The sequence below is a fragment of the Roseateles sp. GW821-FHT09B06 genome (genome assembly GCF_059418245.1).
Window position 1 is genome coordinate 115,207 of the sequence record NZ_JBWKPM010000008.1, and the last position, 11,430, is coordinate 126,636.

The window sequence follows — 11,430 nt, forward strand, 5'->3', positions numbered from 1 at the left end:
GCCATGCCCCACCGCACCGACATCGACCGCTACCTCGGCCAACTGCTGGACGTGGGGCGTTTCAAGGATTATGGGCCGAACGGTCTGCAGGTGGAGGGGCGCGAACGCATCGGCCACCTCGTCTGCGGTGTCACCGCCAGCCTGGCGCTGATCGACGCGGCGATCGCCGCCCGGGCCGACGCCATCCTGGTGCACCACGGCCTGTTCTGGCGCGGCCAGGACGGCCGCGTCACCGGCTGGATGAAGCAGCGCCTGCAGCGGCTGCTGCAGCATGACATCAGCCTGTTCGCCTACCACCTGCCGCTGGATGCGCATCCGGAACTGGGCAATAACGCGCAGCTGGGGCGACTCCTGGGCTGGGCGGCCGACCAGCGTTTCGGCGATCAGGACCTGGGCTTTGCCGGGGCGCTGCCGGCGCCCACCGATCTGGCCGTCCTGGCGGCCCTGATGCGCGAGCGCCTGGGGCGCGAGCTCGTCGTGGTGCCGGGCGACGGCCGGGTGCTGCGACGCGTGGCCTGGTGCACAGGCGGCGCCCAGGGCTTTTTCGAGGCCGCGATCGCGGCCGGTGCCGATGTCTTCGTGACCGGCGAGATCTCCGAACCGCAGGCTCATTACGCCGCCGAGACCGGCGTGGCCTTCATCGCCGCCGGCCACCATGCGACCGAGCGTTACGGTGTGCAGGCCCTGGCCGCACGCCTGGCGGCCGACCACCCCGGCCTGAGCCAGCAGTTCATCGACATCGCCAATCCCGCATGAACAAGAGACTTCTTCTCACGATGGGCGATGCCTGCGGCATCGGCCCCGAAATCGCGGTGGCCGCCTGGGCGGCCGAGGCGCGCGGCGATCTGTGCCTGGTGGGCGACGCGCAGCTGCTGCGCCGCGCGCTGGCGCAGCGCGGCCTGGCCCTGCCGCTGGCCCGGCTGGACGCGCCGGACGAGGCGGTGCCGCCCGGCTGCCTGCCGGTCTGGCAGCCGGCGGGCCTGCCGGCCGATCTGGCGGACTGCCCGCCGGGGCGCATCGACGCGCGCGCGGGGCGCGCCGCGGCGCTGTGCATCGAGGCCGCGGTGGGCGCCATCCAGGCCGGCCGGGCGGCGGGCCTGGTGACCGCGCCGATCCACAAGGAGGCCCTGCACGCGGCCGGCGTCGGCTACCCCGGTCACACCGAGATGCTGCAGGCCCTGGCGGCCCGCGCCGGCGAAGCCCCGCCGCCGGTGCGCATGATGCTGGCCAACGAGGAGCTGCGCACGGTGCTGGTGACCATCCATGTGGCCCTGCGCGAGGCGATCGACTTGCTCAGCACCGAGCGGGTGCTACAGACCATCCGCATCAGCGACGCGGCGCTGCGGCGCTTCGGCATCGCGGCGCCGCGCATCGCGGTGGCGGGTCTGAATCCGCATGCCGGCGAGGGCGGGCTGTTCGGGCGCGAGGAGATCGAGATCATCGCGCCGGCCGTGCGGCTGGCGCAGGCCGAGGGCATCGCCGCCAGCGGCCCTTACGCGCCGGACACGGTCTTCATGCGCGCGCGCAACACCGACCGGCATCCCGGCGAGTTCGACCTGGTGGTCGCGATGACGCATGACCATGGCCTGATCCCGGTGAAGTACCTCGGGGTGGAGGAGGGCGTCAACGTGACGCTGGGCCTGCCCTTCGTGCGCACCAGCCCGGACCATGGCACGGCCTTCGACATTGCCGGCCGCGGGCTGGCCGATGCGTCCAGCATGCGGGCCGCCATCCGCATGGCGCGCCGGCTGCTGGGCGGCTGAGGCCGGCTCAGGTCCTGGCGGCGCCCAGTTCCGCCAGCTGCTTGCGCGTGCGCGCCGTGGCGCGCTCCAGCAGGTAGGCGTTCTCGAAGGCGCGCAGGCGGCCCGCCTCGCACAGGCGGCGCAGCATGCGGGCGGTCATGGTCACCGTTTCCTGGTGCTTCAGGCCATAGGTGAAGATGAAGAAGCCGCGGCCGCCGCTGATATGGGCCAGGCGCATCTTGCGCCAGCTGTCGCCGGTGTTCATCTGGTAGGCGAAGCCCAGCTGCAGATGCTCGAGCAGCAGCTCGCCCTCGCTGGGCTCGGGGGCCTCGGCGACCGGCAGGCCTTCGATGCTGATGTCGGCCGCGGCCAGCGGGGGCTCGGCACTGAGGTCGATGTCGAGCGGGCCGTTCCAGTCGATCTTGGCCTCCTGCACCAGGCCCAGGCGCTTGGCCTCGTCGGCCGACAGGCGCTGGTCCAGCTCCTGCTCGCCCGGCAGGTCGGTCTGGGCATCGGCAGGCAGGTCCTGCTCCTGCGGCGCGGCCACGCCGAACACGCCGTCCAGCTGCTTGGCCAGCAGATTGTGGTCCAGCGGCGACAGGCCCTGGCCCTTCAGCGATTCGGCATGGGCCGGCAGCAGCTCGCCGAAGAAGGTCTTGCGCGAGCCCTCCGGCCAGCCGATCAGGTCCAGCCCCTCGTTGAGCGTGCGCATCAGGCCCGGCAGCTGGGCCAGGAAGGCCTGGCGCTGGGCCGTGCCGCCCTTGGGCTGCACGCTCATCACCAGTTCGCGGCCGGCTTGGCGCATGCGCTGCTCGCGCTCGGCGCCGGCATTGCGGCCCTGCTGGCGCGAGGCCATCACGATGGCCTGGCTCCACACCTGGGACAGGAAGGCGCGCAGGAAGTCCGGCATGTTCACCGGCGTCAGCGCGGCCTGCAGCTGCAGCATGTAGCGCTGCTGCAGGCGCAGATCGGTTTCCTTGCGCTCCACCAGCGCGGCGGCGTTGCCCTGGGCCTGCAGTGCCTGGGCGGCCTGCTCGGCAATGAAGCGCTCCAGCGTGTCGAGCTTGGACTCGTAGACGTCCATGCGCTCGAAATCGCCCATCGCGACCTCGTGCACCAGCTCCCGCACATGGCCCAGGAAGGCGCGGCCCGGGTCCTCGACGAAGTCGTCGTAGGCGCAGGCCAGCGAGGCGATGCGGTTGATGAAGCGGCGCACCGGATGGCGGCGCGAGGAGAAGAACGTGCGGTCGCCCAGGGCGGCGCGCAGCACCGGCAGCTGCAGCCGCGCGATCAGGCGGGCCATCTGCGGCGGCACCTTGGGGTCGGCCAGGATCTGGTCGAACAGGCTGCCGACCACATCGATCACCATGTGGTCGAGCTGGCCGGTGGCGGCCTCGCGCAGTTCCGTGCGGTGCTGGCGGATCAGGTTGGCCGGCAGCGGCGCGACGCCGGCCCAGTTGGAGCCGCCCGGCTCGCCCGGGCCCAGGTTCCAGCTGCCGGCAAAGGTGGTGGGCGCATCGAGCGGCGCATGGCCGCTGGGCAGGAAGGTCAGGCGTCGCAGCAGATCCATCATCTGCGGCTCCACCGCGCCCAGCATGCCGGGCGTCGAGCGGCGCGTGTTGCTGCCGCTCCAGCCGCCGGCCACGCCGCCGCGGCCCGAGGGCAGGGCGCCATGCTGGCTGGCATAGCCGCCGCCCGTGCTGGCCGGCGATTGCGAATGCTGGGAATGCGGCAGGTGCGCCGAATGGGTCGAATGCGCGGCGTGCTGCGAATGCTCCCCGGCGCGCACGCGCAGGTCCTGCGGGCGAAGGCCGCGGCTGCGGAACAACTCGACGATGTCGGCGTAGCAGGCGCGCATCTCCTGCGCCAGCGCACGGGTCATCTCGTCGGTCAGGATCTGGCGCGCCTCGCCGTCCTCGGTCACGGCGTGGATGGCGTCCAGCAGGGCCTGCGCCACCAGCTCGGGGCGCAGCGGATTGCGTTCCAGGCCTTCGCCGTTCAGGCCGAGCAGGTAGGACTCGACCTCACGCAGCTCCCACTCGCTCTGGTGGCCGATGGCCAGGCCGATGCGGTCGGCGGCCACCATCGCGTCGACCTGGTCGTCGTTCATCAGCGAGAGTTCGGTCCAGGCCTTCTTGGCGCCGGCAGCGGCCTCGCCCTTGGGCTTTTGCGCACCGGCCAGCTGGGCGCGCAGGCTTTCGTGGAAGCGCTGGCCGAACAGGGCCTGCTGCCTGCGGAACACGAACTGGGCCGACAGCAGCGCGTCGCGTCGCTTGACCTGGCCGGCCGCCAGCGCCGCCATGCCCATACCCTCGGCGCCGCGTTCGGCGGCCTGCTCGGCCGCCGTGCGGATGCGCTGCAGCGCGGCTTCCAGGTGTGGGTTGATGCGGGTGTCGGGCGGATTCATGGATGGGCGGGCGCGGCTGTGGAGAATACGCCACGGTTTCCTGCGCGCAGTATCGCGCCAAAGCCCGGCGGCGGCCGCCGCGCCCGGGTGCAGCATGACGCCGGGCGCCAAAAAACTGACAGGGCGCCCGGTGTTACCAGCACTTACTTGCGCTGCAGGGCGTCGCGGATCTCGCGCAGCAGCTGCACATCCTCGGGTGTGGCGGGCGCTTCCACAGGGGCGGGTGCCGCCTCATTGAGGCGCTTGATGCGGTTGATCTGCTTGATCATCATGAAGATGATGAAGGCCAGGATGATGAAGTTCAGCAGGATGGTGAGGAAGTTGCCGTAGGCGAACAGCGGCACGCCGGCCTTGGTCAGGCCCTCGTAGGTCAGCGGGCCGGTGTAGCCGGCCGGCGGATTGGACAGCATGAAAAAGTAGTTGCTGAAGTCCAGGCCGCCGACCGCCCGGCCGACCAGGGGCATGATCAGGTCCTTGACCATCGAGTCGACGATCTTGCCGAAGGCGCCGCCGATGATCACGCCGACCGCGAGGTCCACCACGCTGCCCTTGACCGCGAACTCCCTGAATTCGGTCATGAATCCCATACGCGACTCCTTGTGTTGCTGATTTGTTGTCCGGTGCGGGCATTGTGCCCTTGTCGAAGATCAGGAAATCCGGCTAAACCAGGAGGTCTGTGGCGCACACGCGGCGCTGCGGGGCCGGGAGGTGCGAAGCTGTCCGCTAGAATCCCCTGTTGCCCCCGATCAGAAGTCTCGTTTGAGGACCCTCATGAGTGACCAGCAAGTGGACCAAGGCAAGCGCACGTGGCTCATCGCCACCGGATGCGCCGGTGCCGTTGGTGGCGTTGCCACCGCCGTGCCGTTCGTTAGCACCTTCACGCCCTCGGAACGGGCCAAGGCCGCCGGCGCGGCCGTGGAGGTCGATATCAGCAGCCTGAAGCCGGGCGAGAAGCTCACCGTCGAATGGCGCGGCAAGCCGGTGTGGATCGTGCGCCGCACGCCCGAGCAGCTGGAATCGCTGAAGGCTACCGAGTCCCAGCTGGCCGACCCCAAGTCGGACCGCACCGCCTATCCGACGCCGGAATACGCGAAAAACCAGGTGCGTTCGATCAAGCCCGAGCTGTTCGTCGCCGTGGGCATCTGCTCGCACCTGGGCTGCTCGCCCAGCGACAAGTTCCAGACCGGCGCCCAGCCCTCGCTGCCGGACGACTGGCATGGCGGCTTCCTGTGCCCCTGCCACGGCTCGACCTTCGACATGGCCGGCCGGGTCTTCAAGAACAAGCCCGCGCCCGACAACCTCGAGGTGCCGCCCCATATGTACCTGTCCGACACCAAGCTGCTGATTGGTGAAGACAAGAAAGCCTGACGCTAAAGGACAGAGGGTAAGACATGGCTGAATTCAAAGAAGCTCCCGCCGGTGCTCCCTTGGGCACCAAGCTGATGACCTGGGTGGACAACCGCTTCCCGGCCAGCAAGATGTACAAGGAGCATATGTCGGAGTACTACGCTCCGAAGAACCTCAATTGGTGGTACATCTTCGGCTCGCTGGCCCTGCTGGTGCTCGTCATTCAGATCGTCACCGGCATCTTCCTGGTGATGCACTACAAGCCGGATGCGGCGCTGGCCTTCGCCTCGGTGGAGTACATCATGCGCGACGTGCCCTGGGGCTGGCTGGTGCGCTATATGCACTCGACCGGCGCTTCGGCCTTCTTCGTCGTCGTCTACCTGCACATGTTCCGCGGCCTGATCTACGGCTCCTACCGCAAGCCGCGCGAACTGGTCTGGATCTTCGGCTGTGGCATCTTCCTGTGCCTGATGGGCGAGGCCTTCATGGGCTATCTGCTGCCCTGGGGCCAGATGTCCTACTGGGGCGCCCAGGTGATCGTGAACCTGTTCGCGGCCGTGCCCTTCGTCGGCCCGGACCTGGCGCTGCTGATCCGCGGCGACTTCGTGGTCAGCGATGCGACCCTGAACCGCTTCTTCAGCTTCCACGTGATCGCGATCCCGCTGGTGCTCTTGGGCCTGGTGGTGGCGCACATCATCGCGCTGCACGAGGTGGGCTCGAACAACCCGGACGGCGTCGAGATCAAGGGCCCGAAGGCGCCCAAGGATGCCAACGGCCATCCGCTGGACGGCATTCCCTTCCAGCCCTATTACACGGTGCACGACACCTTCGGCGTCGCGCTGTTCCTGATGGTGTTCAGCGCCATCATCTTCTTCGCGCCGGAACTGGGCGGCTACTTCCTGGAGTACAACAACTTCATCCCGGCCGACCCGTTGAAGACGCCCCCGCACATCGCGCCGGTCTGGTACTTCACGCCCTTCTACTCGATGCTGCGCGCGACCACCGACCCGATGGTCAATGTGCTGGTCGGTGTGGTCCTGCTGGGTGCGGTGCTCGGCACGCTGAAGGGCAACTTCTCCGGCAAGGGCAAGATCGCGATGTGGGTGATCGCCCTGGTGGCGGCCGCGCTGTTGAAGGTGTTCGATGCCAAGTTCTGGGGCGTGGTCGTGATGGGCGGCGCGGTCGTGATCCTGTTCTTCCTGCCCTGGCTGGATCACAGCCCGGTCAAGTCGATCCGCTACCGCCCCGAATGGCACAAGTATCTGTATGGCATCTTCGTGGTCTTCTTCCTGGTGTTGGGCTATCTGGGTATCAAGCCGCCGAGCGACATCGGCACCCTGATCGCCCAGGCCGGCACGCTGTTCTATTTCGGCTTCTTCCTGCTGATGCCCTGGTGGAGCAAGCTGGGCACGCCCAAGCCCGTGCCCGACCGTGTGACCTTCCACGCCCACTAAAGCATCGGAGAGCAAAGAATGAAGAAACTCATCGCGACGCTGCTGATCGCTGCCTCGGCGGGCCTGGGCCTGACCGGCGGCGCACAGGCCTCCGGCGGCGGCATCGAATGGGACAAGTTCCCCAGCGAAAAGATGACGGACATGGCGGCGCTGCAGAACGGCGCCAAGCTCTTCGTCAACTACTGCCTGAACTGCCACTCGGCGGCCTTCATGCGCTACAACCGCCTGCGCGACATCGGCCTGAGCGAGGCGCAGATCAAGGGCAACCTGCTGTTCGCCGGCGACAAGGTGGGCGAGACCATGAAGGTCTCGCTGGATCCCAAGCAGGCCAAGGACTGGTTTGGTGCCCTGCCGCCCGACCTGACCGTGATCGCGCGTTCGCGCGCCGACGGCTCCAAGGGCTCGGGCGCCGACTACCTCTACACCTACCTGCGCTCTTATTACCGCGACGAGACCAAGGCGACCGGCTGGAACAATCTGGCCTTCCCGAGCGTGGCGATGCCGCATGCGCTGTGGGAGTTGCAGGGGCAGCGTGCCGCCAAGTTCGCGGAGGAGGCCGACCCGCACGAGCCCAGCAAGAAGGTGCATGTGTTCAAGGGCTATGAGCAGCTGACCCCCGGCACGCTGACGCCGGCCCAGTACGATCAGGCCGTTGGCGATCTGGTGGCCTATCTGCAGTGGATGGGCGAGCCGGCGCAGGGCGAACGCTTCCGCCTGGGCGTGCTGGTGCTGCTGTTCCTGTCCGTGTTCACCCTGTTCGCCTGGCGCTTGAATGCGTCTTTCTGGAAAGACGTGAAATGACCGCCGGCCCGGCCTAGAACTCGTTCTTGACCGGGTACGGACACGCAGTGGGAAGGGCTTCGAGGGCCACCCACTGCGTTTGCTTTTTGACCCTCTGACTCTTCGGGAGCCTGCCGCCATGATGGTGCTTTATTCTGGAACCACCTGCCCCTACTCGCACCGCTGCCGCTTTGTGCTGTTCGAAAAGGGCATGGACTTCGAAATCCGCGATGTGGACCTGTTCGCCAAGCCCGAGGACATCGCGCTGATGAACCCGTACAACGAGGTGCCCATCCTGGTGGAGCGTGACCTCATCCTGTACGAGTCGCACATCATCAACGAGTACATCGACGAGCGTTTCCCGCATCCGCAGCTGATGCCCGGCGATCCGGTGGCGCGCGCCCGCGTGCGTCTGTTCCTGCTCAATTTCGAGAAGGAGCTGTTCGCCCATGTCAACGTGCTGGAAGGCCGTGGCCAGACCGTCAAGGCCACCGACAAGCAACTGGAGAAGGCTCGCTCGCAGATCCGCGATCGCCTGACCCAGCTGGCGCCGATCTTCCTGAAGAACAAGTACATGCTGGGCGACGACTTCTCGATGCTGGACGTCGCGATCGCACCGCTGCTGTGGCGCCTGGACTACTACGGCATCGACATGTCGAAGAACGCGCTGCCGCTCTTGAAATACGCCGAGCGCATCTTCTCGCGCCCGGCCTATATCGAGGCGCTGACGCCGTCCGAGAAGGTGATGCGCAAGTAATAAACTCGGTTCATGGATCACAGCAGCGATGGCGGCTCCGCCAGCACCAACGGCACGTCTACCCGGCCCTATCTGATCAGGGCCCTGCACGACTGGTGCACCGACAACGGCTTCACGCCCTATATCGCGGTCCATGTCGACCGCGCGGTGCAGGTGCCCCAGGAGTACGTCAGCAACAACGAGATCGTGCTGAACGTCGGTTTCGACGCCACCAGCAGCCTGGAACTGGGCAACGAGTTCATCCAGTTCAAGGCCCGCTTCGGCGGGGTGGCGCGCGAGATCATCGTGCCGGTCGATCACGTCGTTGCGATCTATGCGCGCGAGAACGGTCAGGGCATGGCCTTCCCGGCGCCGGCCGCGGCGGGTGAGTCCGCCGTGACGGCGGCAGCGGCGCCGGCCAAGCCGGCCACGCCGCTGCGCGGCTTGCGCCTGGCGGACACCCCGGAGGCGCCGCCCGATGAAGCCGCCGAGCCGGCCGACGGCCCCGATACCGACGGCCCGGCCCCCGGTGGCGGCCGCCCGGCGCTCAAGCGCATCAAGTAGTCTTGAAGAGGGCGCGCAGGAGGGGCTCTTGCCCCTACAATGCGCGCTCGTTCCAAGCCATGCCGGCTTAGCTCAGTTGGTAGAGCAACCGCCTTGTAAGCGGTAGGTCATCAGTTCGAATCCGATAGCCGGCACCATCTCCCTCACCCTGTAGTCTCGATAGCAGCTACTGCGGTTGACTCAAAAATCCTTCCACGACAAGCACTTGCCGCTGTGAAGGCGGCTGGGACCGCAGTCCCAGGCCGTTCAATACCCCTGCAGTCTACTCGGTCAATGTGGGCCAAATCCGCCCAATTGGGACCCCCTTCTCACCAAACGGGCACCAAACGCTCCGCCGGGCCCCTTCTTCCGCCACGGTCGTCGTCGCGCGACTAAACGACATGGATAGACGAACTCCGACAAACGCACGGAGATGTCTATGCAATCCCCGCTCATGACAACGGCTGAAGCCTGCGTCGCGCTCGATGTGAGCTACTCGACCCTGAAACGAATGATTCGCGACGGCGTGCTGCCTCAGCCGCGCCGCATCCACAACTTCCGGCAGCGGTACTTCCTGCGCCAGGAGTTCCTGAAGGCTTGCCGGAAAGCGCTTCGATGACTAGACGGTGTGCGCCGATTTGGCGTGCATCAAAGGTCAAATGTGAAATCAAGTGTTTTGGGAGAGCACCTCGTCCGCGGCCTGGGGCTGATGGCGCGCGGATGCCTCGGCGTCAGCTCATTGGCGCACGACCTGTCCGCTGGCAATGAGAGCGCCGACCAAGCTTCCAGGTCAGGCCGTTGGGTCGTCTCTTCGTTCGTCCATCGTGAGCTGTGGGAGCGGCTGTGCGCGGAGCGACTGCCCCTGGCAGTTCGGCTCGCTGACGTCGCTATGGACGGCGCTGGCAGCCATGTGGTGCTTCAAATGACCGCACCCGGCTGGCTGCATCAAATCGTCCTGCCGCGTGGCGCAGAGGAGGTGCAGCATTGGCTTGAAGAGGTGGCTCAGCAGGGGAGTGTCCTCCTGGCCTTGCGCTACCTCGGCGCATCGCCTGGGGCAGTTCTCGGTTTGGAGCTCAACCCAGGCACCTTCTCGGCGGCCGATGCGGGCGAGGGTCCCGTAACAGGGCTTGGGGATTACCTTTCCGTCGTGTGCGCTCTCGCGACCACCATCGAGGGGCGCTGGTGCGTGCGGGATGCCGTTGCTGACGGCCAGGCCCCACGTGAGAGCTTCGCCCCCTTGCTGCCGCGCGTCTTGGAGCCCAAGCGGAGCGCGTTTGAAGCTCTGCTCAACCAGGTAGCCAAGCGTCCGTGATGATTCTGGGCCCGCAGCGATGCGGGCCTTCTGTTGTTCATGCTTCTTCGGCGGCGCGCGGCGGCGGCGAACGCGCACTCACTGCGACCCGGAAACCTTCTCTGCTTTGATGTTCGCGCGCACAAAAAGCCCCCGGAGGGGCTTTGAAATGAGGAAGGCCGAGCGCGGACTAAACCCGTTTGGCCATCGACGAAATATTTCCATTCTGGAGTCGGGTCTGGATTTCCGTGCCGACACGGAGGGCACATTCATTTTCAACCTCCGACCCAACCAAATCGAGCAGTTGGATGTCGCATGCTTTCGCGTCGGCCGGATGTCGGAGAGTCGCTTCGCTCTGCCAGTCACCAGTCTTGATGTTGTGCGAAGAGGTGCCATCAATGAGCACGGTGAGCGCATCGTCCAACTCGGTTGAACAGAGCCACTCCGCAACTTGAAGTGATTCGATGTTTGCAGCGCGGGTGACTGAGATTGCCTTGATTTCGAACATGCTGATTTCCTCTTTGAGAACGGCCGGAGTGCCTATGGCGTCTAGCCTCCAGGTTTTAGCCTTCAGGTCGTTGACGGGCCTAAGCCGAGCGGCCTTCGCGCCGCATGTGCTCATCGAGGCTGAATGGCCTGGCTCTCCAGCCAGATGCGCTGCTCGTGCAGCTGCGCGTCAATCCAGCGCGCCACGACGGGCTCAATCCAGTACGCCTGCCGGCCAAGTCGGACGGGGGCGGGAAACGCTTTGCTCACGACAAGGCGTTCGAGCGCTCGCTCAGACATGGCGAGGCGTCGCGCCACATCGATTTTTGGCATCAACTTGCAGTCACCCAGTATCACTTTGCTCTCCGAATTCATCATTGACTGCGTCTAGCCAAGGCGTTTTATTCGTCGGACGAAGCCGCCGAAAAGGCTGCTGTCGCGCGGCAGGAACTGGCTCTGCGTCGGACAGCGCTGCTGTCGGTCTTCGACGTATAAAACACATTGCTTGACGCTTATGTCGGAGGAGGGGGCTCAACACCTCGCGGCCGACTGTATGGGTGCAAGCGAGAGTCATGGCACCACCACTGGTGGACATCGTCGAGGTGGGACGGGGGCGAGCAGGTCTCGCTAAATTCGACGAAGTT

Annotated in this window: 13 protein-coding genes and 1 tRNA gene; 10 read left to right on the forward strand and 4 right to left on the reverse strand. The window is 66.4% G+C overall.

What is annotated here, in order from left to right; all coding sequences use genetic code 11:
• Nucleotides 1-3 precede the first annotated feature (3 nt).
• The gene (locus tag AC07OQ_RS09645; protein ID WP_495052901.1) at nucleotides 4-756 is read left to right on the forward strand and encodes a Nif3-like dinuclear metal center hexameric protein; all 753 of its coding nucleotides are present in this window, start codon (nucleotides 4-6) and stop codon (nucleotides 754-756) included.
• Entirely contained in the window at nucleotides 753-1,763 is a 1,011-nt protein-coding gene (pdxA, locus tag AC07OQ_RS09650; protein WP_495052902.1) for a 4-hydroxythreonine-4-phosphate dehydrogenase PdxA, read from the forward strand. Before AC07OQ_RS09645 ends, pdxA begins: the two co-directional genes overlap by 4 nt.
• A 7-nt stretch (nucleotides 1,764-1,770) precedes the next feature.
• Here pdxA and AC07OQ_RS09655 read toward each other — a convergent pair whose 3' ends face one another.
• The gene (locus tag AC07OQ_RS09655; RefSeq protein ID WP_495052903.1) at nucleotides 1,771-4,149 is read right to left on the reverse strand and encodes a DUF1631 family protein; all 2,379 of its coding nucleotides are present in this window, start codon (nucleotides 4,147-4,149) and stop codon (nucleotides 1,771-1,773) included.
• 143 nt (nucleotides 4,150-4,292) lie between these two features.
• Nucleotides 4,293-4,736, reverse strand: coding sequence for a large conductance mechanosensitive channel protein MscL (gene mscL, locus AC07OQ_RS09660; RefSeq protein ID WP_495052904.1), 444 nt, complete (start codon nucleotides 4,734-4,736; stop codon nucleotides 4,293-4,295).
• 184 nt (nucleotides 4,737-4,920) lie between these two features.
• On the opposite strand from mscL, the gene petA reads away from it, so the two are divergent.
• From petA to AC07OQ_RS09700, 8 genes are all read left to right on the forward strand, one after another.
• Nucleotides 4,921-5,517, forward strand: a complete 597-nt coding sequence (gene petA, locus AC07OQ_RS09665; RefSeq protein WP_495052905.1) for a ubiquinol-cytochrome c reductase iron-sulfur subunit — start codon at nucleotides 4,921-4,923, stop codon at nucleotides 5,515-5,517.
• A 23-nt stretch (nucleotides 5,518-5,540) separates the two neighbouring features.
• Complete coding sequence (locus tag AC07OQ_RS09670; RefSeq protein ID WP_495052906.1) at nucleotides 5,541-6,950, forward strand: cytochrome b; 1,410 nt, start codon at nucleotides 5,541-5,543, stop codon at nucleotides 6,948-6,950.
• An 18-nt stretch (nucleotides 6,951-6,968) separates the two neighbouring features.
• On the forward strand, nucleotides 6,969-7,751 hold the full coding sequence (locus AC07OQ_RS09675) for a cytochrome c1 (RefSeq protein WP_495052907.1): 783 nt from the start codon (nucleotides 6,969-6,971) through the stop codon (nucleotides 7,749-7,751).
• Nucleotides 7,752-7,869: 118 nt separating this feature from the next.
• A complete protein-coding gene (locus tag AC07OQ_RS09680) occupies nucleotides 7,870-8,487 on the forward strand; it encodes a glutathione S-transferase N-terminal domain-containing protein (RefSeq protein ID WP_495052908.1) in 618 nt (205 codons plus the stop codon).
• A 12-nt stretch (nucleotides 8,488-8,499) separates the two neighbouring features.
• Nucleotides 8,500-9,030, forward strand: a complete 531-nt coding sequence (locus tag AC07OQ_RS09685) for a ClpXP protease specificity-enhancing factor (RefSeq protein WP_495052909.1) — start codon at nucleotides 8,500-8,502, stop codon at nucleotides 9,028-9,030.
• A gap of 61 nt (nucleotides 9,031-9,091) precedes the next feature.
• Nucleotides 9,092-9,167: transfer RNA gene (locus AC07OQ_RS09690), tRNA-Thr, on the forward strand.
• Nucleotides 9,168-9,448: 281 nt separating this feature from the next.
• Entirely contained in the window at nucleotides 9,449-9,628 is a 180-nt protein-coding gene (locus AC07OQ_RS09695; RefSeq protein WP_495052910.1) for a helix-turn-helix domain-containing protein, read from the forward strand.
• Nucleotides 9,629-9,685: 57 nt separating this feature from the next.
• On the forward strand, nucleotides 9,686-10,321 hold the full coding sequence (locus AC07OQ_RS09700) for a hypothetical protein (protein ID WP_495052911.1): 636 nt from the start codon (nucleotides 9,686-9,688) through the stop codon (nucleotides 10,319-10,321).
• A gap of 169 nt (nucleotides 10,322-10,490) precedes the next feature.
• Here AC07OQ_RS09700 and AC07OQ_RS09705 read toward each other — a convergent pair whose 3' ends face one another.
• Nucleotides 10,491-10,808 (reverse strand): hypothetical protein, encoded by a 318-nt coding sequence (locus AC07OQ_RS09705; protein ID WP_495052912.1) that lies wholly within the window; start codon nucleotides 10,806-10,808, stop codon nucleotides 10,491-10,493.
• A 110-nt stretch (nucleotides 10,809-10,918) separates the two neighbouring features.
• On the reverse strand, nucleotides 10,919-11,164 hold the full coding sequence (locus AC07OQ_RS09710; protein ID WP_495052913.1) for a helix-turn-helix transcriptional regulator: 246 nt from the start codon (nucleotides 11,162-11,164) through the stop codon (nucleotides 10,919-10,921).
• Between the last annotated feature and the right edge of the window lie 266 nt (nucleotides 11,165-11,430).

Coding starts and splice junctions, on each gene's coding strand:
- AC07OQ_RS09645 (WP_495052901.1), top strand. CDS start 4: ATGCCCCACCGCACCGACATCGACCGCTACCTCGGCCAACTGCTGGAC.
- pdxA (WP_495052902.1), top strand. CDS start 753: ATGAACAAGAGACTTCTTCTCACGATGGGCGATGCCTGCGGCATCGGC.
- AC07OQ_RS09655 (WP_495052903.1), bottom strand. CDS start 4,149: ATGAATCCGCCCGACACCCGCATCAACCCACACCTGGAAGCCGCGCTG.
- mscL (WP_495052904.1), bottom strand. CDS start 4,736: ATGGGATTCATGACCGAATTCAGGGAGTTCGCGGTCAAGGGCAGCGTG.
- petA (WP_495052905.1), top strand. CDS start 4,921: ATGAGTGACCAGCAAGTGGACCAAGGCAAGCGCACGTGGCTCATCGCC.
- AC07OQ_RS09670 (WP_495052906.1), top strand. CDS start 5,541: ATGGCTGAATTCAAAGAAGCTCCCGCCGGTGCTCCCTTGGGCACCAAG.
- AC07OQ_RS09675 (WP_495052907.1), top strand. CDS start 6,969: ATGAAGAAACTCATCGCGACGCTGCTGATCGCTGCCTCGGCGGGCCTG.
- AC07OQ_RS09680 (WP_495052908.1), top strand. CDS start 7,870: ATGATGGTGCTTTATTCTGGAACCACCTGCCCCTACTCGCACCGCTGC.
- AC07OQ_RS09685 (WP_495052909.1), top strand. CDS start 8,500: ATGGATCACAGCAGCGATGGCGGCTCCGCCAGCACCAACGGCACGTCT.
- AC07OQ_RS09695 (WP_495052910.1), top strand. CDS start 9,449: ATGCAATCCCCGCTCATGACAACGGCTGAAGCCTGCGTCGCGCTCGAT.
- AC07OQ_RS09705 (WP_495052912.1), bottom strand. CDS start 10,808: ATGTTCGAAATCAAGGCAATCTCAGTCACCCGCGCTGCAAACATCGAA.
- AC07OQ_RS09710 (WP_495052913.1), bottom strand. CDS start 11,164: ATGATGAATTCGGAGAGCAAAGTGATACTGGGTGACTGCAAGTTGATG.